The 17061-nt window shown below is 59.9% G+C and carries 18 protein-coding genes; 10 read left to right on the forward strand and 8 right to left on the reverse strand.

Features of this window, described 5'->3' with window-relative positions; translation table 11 throughout:
• Positions 1-46: 46 nt before the first annotated feature.
• Complete coding sequence (locus AC2D8O_RS12410) at positions 47-838, forward strand: XRE family transcriptional regulator (RefSeq protein ID WP_484679148.1); 792 nt, start codon at positions 47-49, stop codon at positions 836-838.
• 16 nt (positions 839-854) lie between these two features.
• On the opposite strand, the gene AC2D8O_RS12415 is transcribed toward AC2D8O_RS12410, so the two are convergent.
• On the reverse strand, positions 855-1307 hold the full coding sequence (locus AC2D8O_RS12415; RefSeq protein ID WP_484679149.1) for a MerC domain-containing protein: 453 nt from the start codon (positions 1305-1307) through the stop codon (positions 855-857).
• Between the two features lie 121 nt (positions 1308-1428).
• Here AC2D8O_RS12415 and thiD point away from each other — a divergent pair, with 121 nt between their 5' ends.
• Together thiD and AC2D8O_RS12425 are read left to right on the forward strand one after the other, a co-directional pair.
• Positions 1429-2262: a bifunctional hydroxymethylpyrimidine kinase/phosphomethylpyrimidine kinase gene (gene thiD, locus AC2D8O_RS12420; protein WP_484679150.1), complete on the forward strand. Its 834-nt coding sequence runs from the start codon at positions 1429-1431 to the stop codon at positions 2260-2262.
• A complete protein-coding gene (locus AC2D8O_RS12425) occupies positions 2259-2837 on the forward strand; it encodes a hypothetical protein (protein WP_484679151.1) in 579 nt (192 codons plus the stop codon). The genes thiD and AC2D8O_RS12425 overlap by 4 nt, the downstream gene beginning before the upstream one ends.
• Before the next feature lie 18 nt (positions 2838-2855).
• Here AC2D8O_RS12425 and AC2D8O_RS12430 read toward each other — a convergent pair whose 3' ends face one another.
• On the reverse strand, positions 2856-4610 hold the full coding sequence (locus AC2D8O_RS12430) for a M14 family metallopeptidase (RefSeq protein WP_484679152.1): 1755 nt from the start codon (positions 4608-4610) through the stop codon (positions 2856-2858).
• Between the two features lie 318 nt (positions 4611-4928).
• Here AC2D8O_RS12430 and AC2D8O_RS12435 point away from each other — a divergent pair, with 318 nt between their 5' ends.
• From AC2D8O_RS12435 to AC2D8O_RS12445, 3 genes are all read left to right on the forward strand, one after another.
• Positions 4929-6047, forward strand: coding sequence for a tetratricopeptide repeat protein (locus AC2D8O_RS12435; RefSeq protein WP_484679153.1), 1119 nt, complete (start codon positions 4929-4931; stop codon positions 6045-6047).
• 109 nt (positions 6048-6156) lie between these two features.
• Entirely contained in the window at positions 6157-6933 is a 777-nt protein-coding gene (locus tag AC2D8O_RS12440) for a Bax inhibitor-1/YccA family protein (RefSeq protein ID WP_484679154.1), read from the forward strand.
• 111 nt (positions 6934-7044) lie between these two features.
• Positions 7045-8802, forward strand: coding sequence for an amino acid permease (locus AC2D8O_RS12445; RefSeq protein WP_484679155.1), 1758 nt, complete (start codon positions 7045-7047; stop codon positions 8800-8802).
• A 9-nt stretch (positions 8803-8811) separates the two neighbouring features.
• Here AC2D8O_RS12445 and AC2D8O_RS12450 read toward each other — a convergent pair whose 3' ends face one another.
• The 3 genes from AC2D8O_RS12450 to AC2D8O_RS12460 form a co-directional block, all read right to left on the reverse strand.
• Positions 8812-9624 (reverse strand): TIGR02757 family protein, encoded by an 813-nt coding sequence (locus tag AC2D8O_RS12450; protein WP_484679156.1) that lies wholly within the window; start codon positions 9622-9624, stop codon positions 8812-8814.
• Positions 9621-10775, reverse strand: coding sequence for a trans-sulfuration enzyme family protein (locus tag AC2D8O_RS12455; protein ID WP_484679157.1), 1155 nt, complete (start codon positions 10773-10775; stop codon positions 9621-9623). The genes AC2D8O_RS12450 and AC2D8O_RS12455 overlap by 4 nt, the downstream gene beginning before the upstream one ends.
• Before the next feature lie 200 nt (positions 10776-10975).
• Positions 10976-11542, reverse strand: a complete 567-nt coding sequence (locus tag AC2D8O_RS12460; protein ID WP_484679158.1) for a hypothetical protein — start codon at positions 11540-11542, stop codon at positions 10976-10978.
• A 127-nt stretch (positions 11543-11669) separates the two neighbouring features.
• Here AC2D8O_RS12460 and AC2D8O_RS12465 point away from each other — a divergent pair, with 127 nt between their 5' ends.
• Genes AC2D8O_RS12465 through AC2D8O_RS12480 form a run of 4 tightly spaced genes read left to right on the forward strand, consistent with a single transcriptional unit; the run spans position 11670 to position 14772 of the window.
• Positions 11670-12623, forward strand: a complete 954-nt coding sequence (locus AC2D8O_RS12465; RefSeq protein ID WP_484679159.1) for a TM2 domain-containing protein — start codon at positions 11670-11672, stop codon at positions 12621-12623.
• Between the two features lie 17 nt (positions 12624-12640).
• Entirely contained in the window at positions 12641-13303 is a 663-nt protein-coding gene (gene tenA, locus AC2D8O_RS12470) for a thiaminase II (RefSeq protein WP_484679160.1), read from the forward strand.
• Between the two features lie 23 nt (positions 13304-13326).
• Positions 13327-13797 (forward strand): nucleoside deaminase, encoded by a 471-nt coding sequence (locus tag AC2D8O_RS12475; protein ID WP_484679161.1) that lies wholly within the window; start codon positions 13327-13329, stop codon positions 13795-13797.
• A 24-nt stretch (positions 13798-13821) separates the two neighbouring features.
• A complete protein-coding gene (locus tag AC2D8O_RS12480) occupies positions 13822-14772 on the forward strand; it encodes a DMT family transporter (RefSeq protein ID WP_484679162.1) in 951 nt (316 codons plus the stop codon).
• Positions 14773-14892: 120 nt separating this feature from the next.
• On the opposite strand, the gene rplQ is transcribed toward AC2D8O_RS12480, so the two are convergent.
• The 3 genes from rplQ to rpsD are packed head-to-tail and all read right to left on the reverse strand — an operon-like array spanning position 14893 to position 17041.
• Entirely contained in the window at positions 14893-15375 is a 483-nt protein-coding gene (gene rplQ / locus AC2D8O_RS12485) for a 50S ribosomal protein L17 (RefSeq protein WP_484679163.1), read from the reverse strand.
• Between the two features lie 29 nt (positions 15376-15404).
• Positions 15405-16397, reverse strand: a complete 993-nt coding sequence (locus AC2D8O_RS12490; protein WP_484679164.1) for a DNA-directed RNA polymerase subunit alpha — start codon at positions 16395-16397, stop codon at positions 15405-15407.
• Between the two features lie 41 nt (positions 16398-16438).
• The gene (gene rpsD, locus AC2D8O_RS12495; protein WP_484679165.1) at positions 16439-17041 is read right to left on the reverse strand and encodes a 30S ribosomal protein S4; all 603 of its coding nucleotides are present in this window, start codon (positions 17039-17041) and stop codon (positions 16439-16441) included.
• Positions 17042-17061 lie beyond the last annotated feature (20 nt).

Genomic DNA, 17061 nt, shown 5'->3' on the forward strand with positions numbered 1-17061 from the left:
AGATTACCGCACCCTTTTCGCGTTATTCGCACTGACAATATTCTACATGAGCGACCTCGACCAGCTCGGCACACGCATCCGCGAACTCCGAAAGGCCCGCAACCTCAACCAGCAGGAGTTTGCAGCATCCATCGGCATCGCACAGTCCAGCCTCTCACAGATTGAGCAGGGCCAGATTAAGCCATCTTTCGAAACCCTCGAGCTCATCGTAGTCCGATACGGCACCTCTTTCGATGCCCTACTCCGCGGCCATAACCCCAGCCCACCTCCCACCACCTTGGCGCGCCCAGTCCGGCAGCTTATCGAAAACCCCACCGAGGAACGCATCCCCCTGCTCGACCAGAACGTTCTCGCAGGCGTCCTCTCCGGCTTCGTCGATGACAACCCCACCGAAGAGCACCCCGCCATTCTCTTCCCAGGCATCCGGGGCGGCGTAGCCCTGCGCGTCATGGGCAACAGCATGGAGCCCACCCTCAAGCCCGGCGACATCCTGCTCTGCACCCCTGTCGACGCCGAAGGCTTCCGCGACAACCGCGTCTATGTCGTCGTCACCCGCGACGGCGCTCTTGTCAAGCGCGTTATCGACCGTTCCCGCACCGAGAACGCCCTCATCCTCAAGTCCGACAACCGCGACTACGGCACACAGCTCGTTGCTCTGGCTGATGTCCTTCAGATTTTCCAGGTGCGGCGTCGCATCACCGCCGACCTCTCTGGCCCGGATGCGCTTTTCGAACGCCTCAATCAGCTGGAACAGGGGCTCTACGACCTGCGACAGGCGCAACAACAACTGGAGGAAAAGATGGCAGGCGGCAAGCTGCAGTCGCCTTCGGCGCGATAAGTACTGCCGATTCTGCTTAGGCCGCCTGCGCAGCTGGGGAAGAAGCAGGCCCCAGCCTCCGCACTTTTTTACTGGGGATGGCACATTTGGCCGCACGAAGGTTGCGCCAGTGGCCTACAATAATCAGCACACTGCCCAGCAGGTGTATTTCGCCAAAGCCTAATAAAGAGCGTATCTCTGTCTCGAACAGCATACCGCTGCCAAACAGCACCAGCCCGCCCCACAGCAGCAGTTGTGTACCCACATTGCGGGTGCGCGGACTCACCATCAGCACGGCAAACAGCGCCAACCCAAAAAAACCGGCATCAAGCCAATGGTTGTGCAACAACGGGTTCACACTGTAAAGGCCCACCGCAAATGGCATGGCCATGCAGTGAATCATGCACGCTACCGACCCCCAAAGGCCAATACGGTCCAGCCACGAGCGACTGGGCGTTGCGTTCTTTTCAGGGGCAGACTTGGCACACATACGGCAACAAAGGTAACACTGTTGCAAAAACCAAAGCAACAGTGTTGCACAAAGATACCCACCCTTCCTGTTTTCGCAACATAGTTGCAAAAATATTCCTGAAACCTCCCCAACTTGCAGTATGCTCCATACCCGCAAGCTGCCCCCCGTTGTGCTCTCCATCGCCGGAAGCGACTCGGGTGGCGGCGCTGGCATTCAGGCCGACCTCAAGACCTTTGAGGCACACGGCGTCTTCGGCACTACCGCCATCACCGCCATCACCGCCCAGAACACCCTTGGCGTCACTGCCATACAGCCCGTTGACCTCGCCGTCATCGACGCCCAGATCGCCGCTGTCTGTCAGGACTTTCCCGTCGCCGCCATTAAAATCGGTATGCTCGCCGACGCTGCCATTGTACGTCAGGTGGCACAGAGTATCCGACAGCATGCGCCCGGCACCCCCGTTGTGCTCGACCCCGTCATGGTAGCCAGTTCAGGCGCCATCCTCCTCCAGCCCGAGGCCATTCAGGCACTCATCGCCGACCTCTTTCCACTGGCTACCCTCATCACACCTAATATACCCGAAGCCGCTCACCTGCTGGGTCGCCCCATTCACTCGCTCGAGGAAGCCCTCAAGGCCGCCCGCGAGCTGGAGCCCCTCCTCTCTCCCGACGGCTGGGTACTCCTTAAGGGAGCCCACCTCGAACCCAATCCCGAGGCGCCCATGTCTGTCGACATCCTCGTGCATCAGGGCAAAACCACTCGCTACGAACTGCCGTTTTTGCCCACCCGCAATACCCACGGCACCGGTTGCACACTGTCGTCAGCTCTGGCAGCCCGCCTGGCGATGGGCGAATCCGTCCGTGAAGCCGTGCGCCTGGCCAAAGCCTACGTCCACGAAGCCATCTGGGAAGCACCTTCCGGCCTCGGCAAAGGCCATGGACCCCTGCGCCACAAGGTTCAGATTCCGCAATGAGACTGCCGCTATTGGTACTAGGCTTTCTCCTGCCCCTCACTATCCATGCGCAGGATGACTGCCGCATGCGTCGGCAGGACCTCCGGCCACTCATAGCCCCTGACAATCGCTGGTTCTCACATCATCTCTGGGACGACAGTCTCAAGACAGAATCAGCGCGCATGGGCCCCGGCCGTGTCCTTATCCTGGAACAGCAGGCCTGTCTGCGCCACTCCATCACGCTCACGCTACAGGTAGACGCAGACCAGCTGCCCCGCGATCCCATCATCGACGGTCCCTGGTTCATCCGCGAAACCCTCCTACTGCTCGACCGCCTCTGGCCCCTCGACCCCGCCTACTGGGAGTTCCGTGCCGAACTGCGTCAGGCGCTCACCCAGCACTACGACGCCCTCCGCGGCCCCGGTGTCAAGCTGCCACGCATCAACTTCCCCATTGCAGACCGCAGTTTCATCACAGCCTTCCGCCACACGGCTACGGGCGTCACACTGGAGTTGCAGATTGTCAAGCTGCTGCACACCGAGGCCATCCGCCGCCCCGGCATACCCGACTACCGCGACGACGCCTGGCGGAAGTAACGCTGCGCTTTACCGCTCTCACCACCCCTTGGGCAGGGCATTCAGCCGGTACACCGGGTAACGGTTGTGCGTGGGCTCGTAATAGGCGCTGCGTTTGTACACGAAGTCCAGCTGCTGGTTGGCGCTCCGCGCAAAAGTGCTGTCCTGCGCACGCTTGGCTTCCAGCTCCTGACGCAGGGCGGGGTTCTCGGCCAGCAGTTTGGCCGCCACATCCTCAAACACATACGCAGAGAAGTATTCTTTCTGCCCCAGCACGCCGTCAAAGAAATTCCAGTTGAAGAAACTGTCATAGGCCCGCGGCTCCAGTGTCTCCACTATGTAGCGGGCGGCGGGCTGCGCAACGGGCACCACCCAGTCACCCTTGAACACCTGCACCGCCATGCGCTGGCTGCGGGTGCGGGTCTGATTGTGCATGTAGTGGCCTTCGTAGGCACGTTGCAGGGTGTTGTATCGGTCCAGATAGTACACCTCGGTCTCGATGCTGCCATCGGCAGGCACCTGGCGCATCTGCACGCCGCTCAGCTTCAGCAGTTCCACCACCTGATGCCATGCCTGGGGCACTACGTAGTAGGCAGGCGCAGTGGCGCTGTCCGTCGGCACCGACCGTGTGTAGTACTTGATGTCGCGTACCCATGGGCGGGTGCGGTCATAATACAGCCGCTCCAGCCCCGACACCGCGCTGGGCTTGTAGCGCGCCTCATATCCACTGAACCGGAATGGCTCCCAGTAGGTCATGTCGTTCTGCCACCCCAGGTAATGCACACGCTGCTGTGCTACCTGAACATCGGCTGCCTTCTTGTTGGCTACCAGAAGGCTGGCATCCTCGCGGGCCACTTCCAGCACGGCCTGCATCATACGGTAAGTCGCCATTACACGCTGCGGAAACGGCTTCAGCATATGTGTTTCAGTCACCAGCCCCACGCAGTTGAACAGCGCCGCGTAGCCCGACGAATACCGTGGCGAGTCGTAAAACTCTACCAGCCCGCTGTCGGGTATTTCGCCCACAGTGTTCATGTAAGGGCACGCCGGAAAGCCAGCCGCCGCCACACGGTTGTATACACCCGGCCGGAAGCGTGTGTTCAGCCACTGGCCCAGCACGGGCGTCAGCTTGTCGCGCTGGGTAAACAGCAGCGTCAGCACATGGGCATAGTCGGCTCCATTGCTGGTGTGGTTGTCGATAAACAGATGAGGCTTCCACTGCTGAAACAGCGTGATAAACGCACGCGCATTTCGGCTGTCGGCTTTGATGAAGTCGCGATTGAGGTCCAGGTTGCGGGCGTTGCCACGGAAGCCATGCACCTCAGGCCCATTCTGGTTGGCACGGTAGGTACGACTTTGGTTCAAAGCCCCGCTCACGTTGTACATCGGTATGAAAACCAGTACCGTACGCTCAGCCAAGGACTTCAGTGCAGGCTGGGTCAGGATGTCGCGTACCAGCATCATACTGGCATCCACGCCCTCGGGCTCACCAGGGTGTATCGCATTGTTGATCAGCACCACTGGCATACCCGCTTTTTGGGCGGCCTCAGGCGTCAGTGCGCCGCCCGTGCTCAAAACAAAGGCATGAATGGGGCGGCCGGCGTCGTCATGCCCTGTTTCATACAGACGTGCTTGTTTAGGGTAGGTTTTAGCCAGTTTCTGGTACCAGACCACCACTTCGTCGTGGGTGGCCGTGCGCAGGCTGTCGCTCTGCTCAAAAGGGGTTTGCTGCGCCTGCACTCCGGCGGCACACAGCAGCAGGGCGGCACACAGTGTCAGCAGATGGGTTCTCATGGCTGCCAAAACTAGTAAAAGCTGCGCATCCCCTTTCGTGGCCTGCAAAACACCCCGTATGCGGGATTTACCTGCGCCTTCCTGCGTACTAGTTTTGAATCAGTCAGTTGGTTAGTTCTCTCCTCTGTGAACAAACCCAACCGAAAAGGGCTGGCAACAGCCATGATGAAAAGACTGTGTAAGGATAGGTGACCAAAGCCTGAAGGCCGCTCGAAAGGGCGGCTTTCGTTTTTCAGCAACTATTCAAGCCCCCTCGCCACCTTTAGCCAGTCTTATCCTGCCTCCGGCTGCTACCTTTCGCTTCCTTTTCTCCTTGCCATGCGTCTGCTTCTGCTTCTCTGCTGCCTGCTGCCTCTATGCCTCATGGCGCAATCGCCCTGCGCTTCCTTCGACGACTGCTACAGCCGTGCCACTGGCCCAGACGTCCAAGTCCTTGAGCGCCGCCAGTACGTCACACGTGCCCTCGACATGATGCCGAAAGGCACCCTCAGCGCCGAACAGACCGAACGCGCCTGCACCCTTCTCGGCATGCGCGCCGCAACCTATCTCGAACTCAACGAGAACGACCGCGCACGCGCCGACCTCGAGCGGATCAACCAGCTGCAACCCCGCCACCCACGCTACCTCATGGGAATGGCTACCTTCTCGGTCATGCGCGCCAAGCCCGATGAAGCCATTCGCCTCCTCAACGAAGCCATAGACACCGACCCCAACCTTGTCGAGGCCTATGAGCAACTCGTAGCCCTCCACACCAAACGCCAGGAGTATCGCCCCGCCGCCGACCTTATGACGCGACTTACCCGCCGCTTTGCCGGCAATTGGTACGAGAGCCTCGACAGTGAGGCAACCCTGCATAGCGGCATCACTCGCCTGGGCACTCTTCGCGAAGCCGAACTCTACTACCAGCAGGCCCTGCTGGCCATGTATGCCAGCCGTGCCGATACCGCCCTTCTCGCGTTTCGCAATGCGCTCCTTCACAAGCCTGACTGGCCCGACGCCTACTACGAGCGCGCACGCCTGCTCCGCGCACTGGGTAAACGCGACCTTGCCCTCGTCGACCTCACCCAGTTGAAGAAACTCCAGCCCCGCGACTGCCTGGCCCTCTCACTCCTCGGGAAAGTCCTTGCCGAACTGGGACGAACCACCGAAGGCCTTCAGGAATGCCTCTCCGCCAGCCGCCTTCCCGAATGCCCCACCGGCTATGCCTGGGCCGCCGAGCTCATGGCCGATGCCCGCAACTGGCAGGGTGCCCAAGAAGCTGCCACCCAGGCGCTCCAAGACCCCACCCTGTTGGCCCCCGACGAAGAAGCCGCTGCTCAGTACGCCCTCGGCGCAGCCCTCCTGGCCAACAACGACAAGGCCAAGGCCCGCACTGCCCTCCGCCGTGCCGCCGACCTTGGCCACACCAATGCCGCTAAGCTCCTCGCTTCTCTCTGACACCAAGCCTACTGCTGCGTACCGCATACGTCGTCCGTTTTTTCTACGTTATGCATGCAGTAACCTTTCGTTACTTTACGCTTCAAGACCAATATCACTCTCCCTACGTATGAACAACTACTATGGCGGCAATTGGGCACCTGATGCCCGCCCCTCAGAAGTTCTGCCGGTTAATGTCATCAATGCCTACCTCACCCGGGTATTCTCCATCATGGGCCTGGGGTTGGCCATCACGGGCACCATGGCTTGGCTGTTCTTCTCAATGGCCTTCTCCACTACAGCGGTAGACGGCTACCAGATTGCCTCGGATCTCTATCTCCGTCAGGAGTATGCCTTCCTCTTCACCGGCATCATGCGCTGGGTCATCATGCTGGCGCCTCTGGCATTCATGCTTGTGTTGTCCTTTGGCATCAACAGTTTCAGCTATTCTGTCGCCACACTCATTTTTGCCGCTTTCGCTGCCGTAATGGGTGTTAGCCTCAGTGCCATTTTCGCTATCTACACCATTGGCAGCATCGCCGCTACGTTCTTTATCGCAGCGGGCATGTTTGGTGCACTGGCACTCTATGGGGCCACCACCAAGAAAGACCTGTCGTCGCTGGGCAGCATTGCCATCATGGGCCTCGTAGGCCTCATCATCGCAGGCATTGTCAACTGGTTCCTTAAGTCCGACACCATGGGCTTCATTATCAGCATCATTGGTGTGCTGGTGTTCTGTGCCCTCACTGCCTACGACATGCAGAAGATTCTGCGCGAAGGCCTCACCATGGACGCCGACTCGGAAGTAGCCAAGAAAGCCAGCATCATGGGTGCTCTTACCCTGTATCTGGACTTCATCAACCTCTTCCTGTACCTGCTGCGTCTGCTGGGTTCGCGCCGCGACTAACCCCACCACACCGCACAAGCTGTAAGCCCCTCCCTACCCGGAGGGGCTTTTTTGTAGCCCTTTCCAACCAGTTGTTAGCACCGCCCGCCGAATTCCGTATTTTCGGGCGCAATGCAGTTGTTCCGTAGGAAAGATGTCAGCGCCATTCTCGCCGAAGGAGGCGATGGCCACGAAACCGGGGGTGCGTCCCTCAGCAAATCGCTCACCGTCCGCGACCTCACCGCACTGGGTATCGCCGCCGTCGTCGGCGCAGGTATCTTCAGCACCATTGGCAATGCTGCTGCGGCAGGTGGCCCGGCGGTTTCGCTGCTCTTCGTGTTCACTGCGGTGGCCTGCGGCTTCTCGGCCCTCTGTTACGCCGAGTTTGCCAGCGCCCTCCCGATCAGTGGCAGCGCCTATACCTACGCCTACGCCTCCTTCGGCGAAATCATCGCCTGGATGCTCGGCTGGTCGCTGCTGATGGAGTACGCCATCGGCAACATCGCCGTCGCCATCTCGTGGTCCGGCTACTTCACCGAGCTCTTACACGGCTTCGGCTGGCATATCCCTGAATACCTGACCATGGACTACCTCAGTGCCTCACGTGGCTATGACGAGGTGTCCAAGGCGCTGGCCAGTGGCACCCCCTTAGCCTCAATGAAGCCGGCCCTGCAGGAAGCCTATGCCGCCTGGGTAAACGCGCCGCAGCTTGGCAGCCTCCGTATCATCGCCGACATCCCCGCCTTGCTTATCGTCATTGCCATTACCTGGCTGGTCTTCATCGGCATCAAGGAAAGCAAGAACGCGGGCAATGTCATGGTAGCCATCAAAGTAGCGGTGGTACTGGGCGTCATAATCCTTGGCGTATTCTTCATCGACGTAGACAACTGGTCGCCCTTTGCCCCCAACGGCTTCACAGGGGTGATGTCGGGCGTGTCGGCTGTGTTCTTCGCATACATTGGCTTCGATGCCATCTCCACCACAGCCGAGGAGTGCAAGAACCCCCAGCGCGACCTCCCCCGCGCCATGATCTACGCCCTTATTATCTGCACGCTCCTCTACGTGCTGGTTGCATTGGTACTTACTGGCATCGCTCCTTACCACACCCTCGGCGTAGACGATCCGCTGGCTTTTGTCTTCAGCAACATCAACATCGATCCCTCCATCCGTCGTATCATCATCGTCGTCATTGCCGTGTCGGCCGTGGTGGCCATGAGCTCTGTGCTGCTGGTATTCCAGATGGGTCAGCCCCGCATCTGGATGTCCATGAGCCGCGACGGCCTGCTGCCCCCCATCTTTGGCCGCATACACCCCAAGTACCAGACACCCTGGTTCTCAACGCTGGTCACTGGCTTCATCGTGGCCATCCCCAGCCTGTTCATGAACCTCACCGAGGTCACGGACCTCACCAGCATCGGTACGCTCTTTGCCTTCGTGCTCGTTTGTGGCGGTGTCCTCAAAATGCAGCAGGACCCCAAGGGTGGCATGCCCAGCAAGTTCCGTGTGCCCTACGTCAATGGTGCCATCTGGCTGCCACTGGGCTATGTAGCCACCATCGTCCTGGTGTGGTTCAACGCGCCCGACCTTATCCGCAACCTCTGGTGCTACGACGCCACCAAATCAATTGGCGCTGAGTTCTGGGCCCGATTCCCCCGCTACCTTTTCATCATCGTCGCCACCTGGATCACCCTTCAGGCTGTCCGCAAGCGCTACTCCCTCATACCTGTCCTGGGCATGCTCTCCTGCCTCTACCTCATGACCGAGATGAGTGTCCTCAACTGGGAGCGGTTCTTCGGCTGGCTGTTGCTGGGCATCATCGTTTACTTCGTCTACGGCTACCGCAACAGCCGTCTGGCTAAGAAGGCCGCCGAGGCAGCCAGGCAGGGCTGAGTTTCCGGTTCAGGCGTCCAGCCACTTGCTGGCCCCCAGCCCAAAGAGCGCAAAGTCATACTTCACAGGGTCTTCGTCATCGAAGACCCTGAGTGTTTCTGTCAGTTCCAGCACGGCCCGCAGGTCGTCCTGTGGGCGCTTCAGCAGGCCCAGTCGTCGGGCAATGCGGCCGCTGTGCAGGTCCAGCGGTATCAGCAGCTGGCGTGGCTGTATGCGCCGCCACAGGCCAAAGTCTACCCCGGCCGTGTCCTGCCGCACCATCCAGCGCAGGTACATGTTCAGCCGCTTGGCAGCCGCACCACGCGTCACATCCGACAGGTGTTTGCGCGTACGCGCAGGGGCCTCGGGCAGCGAGAAAAACACCCGGTGCAGTGCCGCCAGCCCCTGCTGTACGTCGGCATCTGTGGGCCGCACGGCCCCAGCCAGCACCTGTTCCAGCCCGCCGTAGTCGCGGTAAATCGTCTGTAGCGCCCGGAAGAAATACACGGCATCGGTGCTGTTGAACGTCCGGTGCACAAAGCCCTCGGCCCGCGCCCACTCCCCCGGCCCTGCATGGCGAATGAAGTCGGCCGGGGCATCATCCATCAGCGCCATCAGTTTTCGCGACGACGCCAGCATCGTGGGCCGCTGACCCCAAGCCAGTGTGGCCGTCAGAAAGCCCGCTATCTCTATGTCCTCCTTTCCGCTGAACTGATGCGGTACCGAAATCGGGTCCGGTGGAATGAAGCTCGGCTGGTTGAACACCGCCACCAGTTCGTCCAGCAGGTCTTTCTGCTCGGTGGGTGTCAGCCGTTCGGGGTGCTGCGGCAGCTTCTCTTTCACAGCGGACGGATAGCAGCAGTAAGCGCCTGCTTCAGGTCAGCAATCAGGTCGTCGGCATGTTCCAGCCCAATGCTCATGCGCAGCAGACCAGGAGCCGTCACAGTGTCGGGCCCCTCCATACTGGCCCGGTGCTCGATCAGGCTTTCCGTCCCGCCCAGACTCGTGGCCCGGGTGAATACCCGCGTGTGTGCTGCCACAGCCAGCGCCACTTCCGCGCCCCCTTCCACCTCAAACGACACCATGCCCCCAAAGCCGCCATGCAGCTGGGTCAGCGCCAGTGCGCGCTGTGGGTGACGGTCCAGTCCGGGGTAATGCACAGCCGTCACCCGCGGATCAGCAGCCAGCGCTTCGGCCACGTGCTGGGCGTTGGCACAGTGCACTTTCAGCCGTGCACCCAAGCTGCGAAGGCCCCGCAGCGTCTGGTAGCAGTCGAACGGCGAGGGCACTCCACCCATCAGCTGTTGCAGCTGGCGCATGCGCTCGAACAGGCCCGTGGCATTCTTCGCTACCACCACCCCGCCCAGCACATCGCTGTGGCCCGAGAGGTACTTCGTGGTGCTGTGCATCACAAAGTCGGCCCCCATGTCCAGCGGACTCTGCAACGGCGGCGGGGCCAGCGTGGCGTCCACCAGCAGCAGAATGCCGCGCGCGTGCAGCACTTCGGCCAGCCGGGCGATGTCGGTCAGCTCCAGCGTGGGGTTGTTGGGCGTCTCTATCCACACCAGCCGGGTTTCGGGGCGCAGCATGGCGTGCACCGCGTCCAGATCGGTCATGTCCACGCGGTCGTATTGCAGGCCCCAGGGGGCCATCACGTCCTTCAGCAGGGTGCGGGTGCCGGTGTATACGCGCAGGGGTGCCAACACGTGGTCGCCGGGTTGCAGCGCCATAAACACCGCCGATGTCGCCGCCTGCCCCGACGCAAAGCACGCCGCCGCCTCGCCCCCGTGCAGCTGCGCCAGCGTGCGTTCCAGCAGGGCGCGGGTGGGGTTGTCGTAGCGGGTGTAGTAGTAGCCGCGCGGATACTCGCCGTTGGCATCCCGCTGATAGGTGGTAGCCAGATGCAGCGGCGCCAGCACGGCACCGGTGGCAGCGTCTATCTCAGCGCCGGCATGCGCCAGCAGCGAGTCGAGGTGGTCGAAGGAGGTGGGCATAGGTCGGGTGGACAAAGTACGGCTTCCAAACTTACAACGGCCAGTGATACCCGGCAGTGCGAGTGTGCCAGAGCACGGTAAACAGCCAGTGGAGTTTACTGTTGGAAGGGGATAGCATGATCTTCTTCAAACCTAAACCGCCCAGCAGTAACGCCGGGCGGTGCAGAGCAGGGGTTGGTATCCCTGTGAGAGAACAGGAATCAGTTGTTACCGCCCTGGGGCTGCTGATTGCTGGGGGCGGGCTCGTTATTGCCACGGCGGCCGCGGGCAGGCGCATTGCCAGTGCCTGTACCATTCTCCTGGCGGCGCTCCTGCATGCGGTCCTGCATGTTCTGGCGCATTTCCTCGCGGGCGGCGCGGTACTTCGTCAGCTGCTCAGCCGTCAGCATCGCTTCTATCTGCATCTCCCGCTCCTGGTTGATCTTCTGGAACTCGGCCACCCGCGCCATCATGCCGGCACGGTCGGTTGCCTGCGCACGCAGGGCCTGCATGCGGGTAGTGGCATCGATGTTGATGGCCAGAATGTGCTCTTTCTGCTCGGGCAGCAGACCCACCTTCTGGTCAATAAAGTCGGTCATGCGGGCAGCCTGTTCTTCGGGCGTCATCGTGGGGCGCTGACCGGCAGGGCCGCCTTGGCCGCCTTGCCAGCCACCTTGCGCGGGAGCTTGGCCTTGGGGTTGGCTGGCAGCACGGGTGCTGTCCTGGGCGTAGACGCCAACAGCCAGCAGTACAAGCGCCGCCAGCAGAGATAGGGTTTTGCGTGTCATAGTGGGTTTGTGTGAAGGGGTCAGGATTGTAACGCCGAAACTAGGAAAAGGTTTAATCCTCTCGGAAAAGGGTGCATCTCTCCGCCGCCAGAGGCTATCTTTAAGGCTGTTACCCTTTCGTCAGTCCATGCCCCGATACGTCCCCGAACGCCGCCGCAACGGCAACAACCGCCTCCCCGACCGCGTAGCTTCCGGGCTGCTGGGCATCTTTGGAGGCAGCATCGGCCTCCAGCACTTCTACATGGGCAAGACCTCGCTCGGGCTCCTCTCGCTCGCCTTCTCCTGGACGGGCATTCCTGCTTTGGTCAACTTCATCCACGGCGTTGTCATACTGGCTCAGGACGACGACACCTATGTTCGCAACAATTACCCCGAACGGCTTCGGGAACTGGGCATCGGCGATGACGATGCCGAAACATACGAGGAAGTGCCCCGTTTTCAGAGCAACACCCCACGGCCCCAACTTGAGCCACAACCGTCCATCTCCCTCCAGAGCGACTACACCTACCAGGACGTACAGGCATTTCAGAACGTCGTCCGCGAAGCCGAGAAATTGGCCGCCCTGCCACACGTCTGGATGGTACGTTTCAAAAACGGCAAACTGGCCCAGCGCCTCGATCTCACCTACTTCTACGACCAGATTGCCACTACTAATGGGCGAATGCCCACCTGCACCTTTCAGGCCGGGCCACTGAGTATTATGTTCACCCCGGTGCAGGTCGTCATCAAGGACGAAGCCCAGATTCGCACCTGGAGCTATCGCGACCTCCACACCCAGATTGGGGTCGACTATTTCGACGAAGACCCCCGCTGGTTCCTCCCCCAGCCCCCTGCTGGCGCACGTGTCCTTCAGCAAAAATGGCTCTACGCCCTCCCCGACGGCAGCCCTGACCCCGAGAAAATCGACAACCGCCAGATTCCAGTTGTAGAATATGGCCGTCTCGTCATCGGCAACCAGTCAGGTCCGCTCGTCACCTTCTGGGCCGCCGATGCCCCCGCACTCACCGAGCTGGGGCTGGAACTCGAAAAGTACTTCGAGCGTAAACAGGGCTTGGGCGACCGCACCAACGCCGCTTTCTGATTTTCCCTCCCTTCCCCATGAGCTTCACCCAGGACCTCTGGCAAACCGCCTCGCCCGTTTACGAGCGCATTCTGCACCACCCCTTCCTGCAAGGCCTTACCACGGGCACCCTGCCCGAGCAGGCGTTCCGCTTCTACGTCATACAGGACTCGCACTACCTCCGCGACTTCGCCCGGGGCCTGGCCATCCTCGGCGCCAAAGCCCCCGAAGACGACACCCTCAGCATGTTCTGCCACCACGCCGCAAACGCCATTGCCGTGGAGCGCGCCCTGCACGAGAGTTTCTACAGCACCTGGCAGATGCCCGCGCACGAGGTGTGGCAGACGCCCGTGGCCCCCAACTGCCTGCTCTACACCAGCTACCTCATGCGCGTGGCCTACGAGCGCCCCTGGGCCGAGGGCCTCGCCGCATTCCTGCCCTGCTACTGGGTATATATGGAAGTAGGCAAGGAACTGGAGAAAAAGGGTAGCCCGCACCCACTCTTCCAGCAATGGATCAACACCTATGCCTCCGCCGAGTTCGAAGCCGTGGTGCGCCAGGTGCTGGACGTAACGGACGCCGCCGCCCTCCGCGCCTCCGACGCCGAACGCAAGGCCATGCACCACCACTTCCTCATGTCCACCCGCTTCGAATACCTCTTCTGGGACATGGGCTGGAACCAGCAGGTGTGGGAGGTGTAGCTTCCGCGTACCTTTGCGGAGACATGACACCCGCCGACCTCTCCCCCGACGACTTCCAGCGCCAGCTCGACGAGCGGTTCATGCGCGAAGCCCTCAAGCAGGCGCAGATGGCCGCCGACGCCGACGAGGTGCCAGTAGGTGCAGTGGTCGTGGCTGGGGGTAAAATCATCGGGCGCGGCCACAACCAGGTGGAGAAACTCTTCGACGCCACCGCCCACGCCGAGATGATTGCCATCACCGCCGCCGCGGGTGCACTCAACTCCAAGTACCTCACAGACTGCACGCTCTACGTCACCCTTGAGCCCTGCCCCATGTGTGCCGGGGCGCTTCGCTGGGCACAGATGGGCCGTGTGGTCTTCGGCGCCAGCGATGTAAAGAACGGCTATAAGCGCTTCGGCGACATGCTCCACCCCAAAACCGAACGCAGTGAGGGTGTGTTACATACAGAATGTGCCGCTCTCATGGTAGACTTCTTTCGGGCCAAACGGCGTTAAGGTGGCAACTCACGCCTCATTCCTTTGAAAACTGCGCTTAAGAATGCCGCCCGCGCCGCCGAGCGCGACGGCTGGCTCTCCTGGTTCATCTTCATCGTCCTCATTTTCATTTGGGGGTCGTCCTTCATCCTCATCAAGAAGGGCATTCGGGCCTTCTCTCCCATGCAGGTGGGTGGTATCCGCATGATGGCCGCTGGCCTCTCCCTCCTCCCTCTGGCTATCTACTACGCAAGATCAGGCAAAAAGTACCCTTGGGCACTGCTCATTCTGGTAGGCATCACGGGCAACATACTACCTTCGGTCCTCTTTCCGCTTGCTACAACAGTGCTGCCCAGTGGCATCGTAGGCACCCTCAACTCGCTCACACCCCTCTGCGTACTCATTATCGGCGCGCTGTTCTTTGGCGTCCGCTTTCAGTCAGACCGCATTCTGGGCGTTCTTATCGGCCTTTCTGGCTCTCTGGCGCTCATCATCTTCCGCCCTAACAATGCAGAACTATCGTGGGCTACCGTCGGCGCTGGCCTCATCGTAATGTTCTGTACGCTCTGTTATGGCTTTAACCTTAACATCATCCGCCACCGCCTCAGCGGCCTCAACTCACTCGAGATCACCAGTCTCTCGCTCCAGATGGCCTGGATACTCGGTATCGGCACACTCATCGCTTCTGGCGACTTCACCACCCGGCTCACCCAGCACCCCGAAGGTTGGCAGGCTTTCGGCTTCGTGGTCCTGCTGGGCATGATGAGTACCTCGCTTGCCCTGCTGCTTTTCTATAAACTGGTGAAGATGGTGGGGCCTGTCTTCGCCGCCTCCAATACCTACTTTGTGCCTTTTGTGGCACTGCTCTGGGGCCTTCTTGACAACGAGCCTTTGGGCTGGATTCAGGCAGTATGCCTGGGCGTCATTCTGTTGGGCGTATGGCTGGTGAATCGTCCCCAGCCTACTCCTCCTGTTATGGACACCCCGGAGAGCTGAGCCCCGTACCAACTTGCACCAGGAAAAACCTCGGCATACAATATCGCTACTGCACCCAAACGACAAAGCCCGGCAATGCCGGGCTTTGTACAGATGCGGATCGTATCCCGAATCGTGCGTTTAGGCTTCTGCCGAGGTTTCGCCAGCATCTGCTGCCTTAGGGGCGGCATCAGCTTTTTTCTTCGGCGAACCAGCACGACGACCACGACGGGTAGCCTTCTTCTCACCACCGGTAGGCAGGAACTCGTTGTAATCAACCAGTTCGATCAGTGCCATTTCGGCAGCATCGCCAGGACGGATGCCCAGCTTGAGAATCCGGGTGTAACCACCGGGACGGTTCATGATGCGGGGGGCAACTTCCGTGAAAAGGGTCTTCACGGCGTCCTTGTTTTGGAGGTACGAGAAAACGATACGACGGCTGTGCGTGGTGTCGCTCTTCGACTTCGTGATCAGGGGCTCTACGTACTTGCGCAGCACCTTGGCCTTGGCCAGGGTGGTACGAATGTGCTTATGCTCGATAAGCGAGTTGGCCATATTTGCCAGCATCGCCTGACGATGCGAGTACGTACGGCCGAGGTTGTTGATTTTATCTCCGTGGCGCATGGCGTTTCAGCGGGTCAGAGAGGGTTGGCTTAATATTCTTCTTCCAGTTTGTACTTCGTGACATCCATGCCGAAGGTGAGGTTCTTGCTTGCGACAAGTTCCTCCAGCTCCGAAAGCGACTTCTTCCCGAAGTTGCGGAATTTGAGCAGATCGGCAATGTTGTAGCTGACGAGATCGCCCAGCGTACGGATTTCAGCAGCCTTGAGGCAGTTGTAGGCACGTACCGACAGATCGAGCTCGGAGAGCGACGTCTTGAGGAGCTTGCGCATCTGCAGGAAGTTTTCATCAACTTCCTTGCGTACGGCAGGCTGCTCTGTCTTCAGCTCAATGGTGCTGTCGCTAAACAGCATCAGGTGCTTGATCAGGATATTGGCTGCTTCCTTCAGTGCGTCCTCAGGATCAATCGTCCCGTCGGTCGTTACTTCAAGAATCAGTTGTTCGTAGTCGGTGCGCTGTTCCACGCGGGTGTTCTCCACCGTATACTTCACGTTCTTGATGGGCGTGAAGATCGAATCGATGGCGATTTCACCAAAGGCCATGTCAGCCGTCTTGTTGTCGTCGGCCAGACGATAGCCACGACCCTTGCCGACAGTCAACTCAACGTCCAACTGCACGTTCTTGCCAAGGTGGCAAATAACATGGTCGGGGTTGGTGACGGCAAAAGCAGACGTGTTCTTGGCAATATCACCAGCCGTGAACACTTCCTGTCCCTTGATGGAAACGAAAATCTTGTTCTCGCCATCCATCAGCTTCTTCAGGCGAACACCTTTGAGGTTCAGGACGATGTCTACCATGTCCTCGATAACACCGGGGATGGTGCTGAACTCATGCTCTACGCCAGAGGGGATCTTCACTGACGTAATCGCATGACCCTCGAGTGAGCTCAGAAGAACACGGCGCAGGGCGTTGCCTACGGTTGTTCCGTAGCCAGGCTCGAGCGGACGGAAAAGAAACTTGCCATAGTAGTCTTGGGCTTTCTCCATGACTACCTTCTCGGGCATGACAAACTGAAGCAGCGACATGATAGGGGTTCGGTCTGCGGGGTTTGTGGTAAAAATCAGGATTAACGCGAGTAAAGCTCGACGATGAGACGCTCCTGGATATTCTCAGGAATTGCCTCACGCTCCGGCAGGTTAAGATACTTGCCAGAAAGCTCCTGCTTGTTTACGTCAATCCAGGGGAAACGAGCTGCACGAGCGGCTACGCTGTTCTGAATTGCTTCCAAGGTCTTGCTGCGCTCACGTACGGTGACGATGTCGCCGGGCTTAACCTGGAAAGAAGGAATATTTACAACGTGACCATTCACCTCGATGTGCTTGTGGCCTACCAGCTGGCGCGCAGCACGACGAGTAGGCGCAAAACCCATGCGGTAAACTACGTTGTCGAGACGCGACTCGAGGAATTGGAGCAGGTTCTCGCCCGTGTTGCCAGCCTTACGCGAAGCATGCTGGAACGCAATGCGGAACTGACGCTCCAGTACACCGTAAATGAACTTGGCCTTCTGCTTCTCGAGCAGCTGGACAGCGTACTCACTCTGCTTGCTGCGGCGGGTTTTGCCGTGCTGGCCAGGCGCGTAGTTCTTACGCTCCAACGCCTTGGAGAAACCGAAAATCGGCTCCTTGTAACGGCGGGCAATCTTCTGCTTGGGACCTGTATAGCGTGCCATTTCTTTAAATCTCTGCTGTC

This window comes from Pontibacter sp. T17 (assembly GCF_057219875.1).

What these genes read in the sequence shown, in the direction of transcription:
- AC2D8O_RS12410 (WP_484679148.1), top strand. Translation starts at nt 47, where the DNA reads ATGAGCGACCTCGACCAGCTCGGCACACGCATCCGCGAACTCCGAAAG.
- AC2D8O_RS12415 (WP_484679149.1), bottom strand. Translation starts at nt 1,307, where the DNA reads ATGTGTGCCAAGTCTGCCCCTGAAAAGAACGCAACGCCCAGTCGCTCG.
- thiD (WP_484679150.1), top strand. Translation starts at nt 1,429, where the DNA reads ATGCTCCATACCCGCAAGCTGCCCCCCGTTGTGCTCTCCATCGCCGGA.
- AC2D8O_RS12425 (WP_484679151.1), top strand. Translation starts at nt 2,259, where the DNA reads ATGAGACTGCCGCTATTGGTACTAGGCTTTCTCCTGCCCCTCACTATC.
- AC2D8O_RS12430 (WP_484679152.1), bottom strand. Translation starts at nt 4,610, where the DNA reads ATGAGAACCCATCTGCTGACACTGTGTGCCGCCCTGCTGCTGTGTGCC.
- AC2D8O_RS12435 (WP_484679153.1), top strand. Translation starts at nt 4,929, where the DNA reads ATGCGTCTGCTTCTGCTTCTCTGCTGCCTGCTGCCTCTATGCCTCATG.
- AC2D8O_RS12440 (WP_484679154.1), top strand. Translation starts at nt 6,157, where the DNA reads ATGAACAACTACTATGGCGGCAATTGGGCACCTGATGCCCGCCCCTCA.
- AC2D8O_RS12445 (WP_484679155.1), top strand. Translation starts at nt 7,045, where the DNA reads ATGCAGTTGTTCCGTAGGAAAGATGTCAGCGCCATTCTCGCCGAAGGA.
- AC2D8O_RS12455 (WP_484679157.1), bottom strand. Translation starts at nt 10,775, where the DNA reads ATGCCCACCTCCTTCGACCACCTCGACTCGCTGCTGGCGCATGCCGGC.
- AC2D8O_RS12460 (WP_484679158.1), bottom strand. Translation starts at nt 11,542, where the DNA reads ATGACACGCAAAACCCTATCTCTGCTGGCGGCGCTTGTACTGCTGGCT.
- AC2D8O_RS12465 (WP_484679159.1), top strand. Translation starts at nt 11,670, where the DNA reads ATGCCCCGATACGTCCCCGAACGCCGCCGCAACGGCAACAACCGCCTC.
- tenA (WP_484679160.1), top strand. Translation starts at nt 12,641, where the DNA reads ATGAGCTTCACCCAGGACCTCTGGCAAACCGCCTCGCCCGTTTACGAG.
- AC2D8O_RS12475 (WP_484679161.1), top strand. Translation starts at nt 13,327, where the DNA reads ATGACACCCGCCGACCTCTCCCCCGACGACTTCCAGCGCCAGCTCGAC.
- rplQ (WP_484679163.1), bottom strand. Translation starts at nt 15,375, where the DNA reads ATGCGCCACGGAGATAAAATCAACAACCTCGGCCGTACGTACTCGCAT.
- AC2D8O_RS12490 (WP_484679164.1), bottom strand. Translation starts at nt 16,397, where the DNA reads ATGTCGCTGCTTCAGTTTGTCATGCCCGAGAAGGTAGTCATGGAGAAA.
- rpsD (WP_484679165.1), bottom strand. Translation starts at nt 17,041, where the DNA reads ATGGCACGCTATACAGGTCCCAAGCAGAAGATTGCCCGCCGTTACAAG.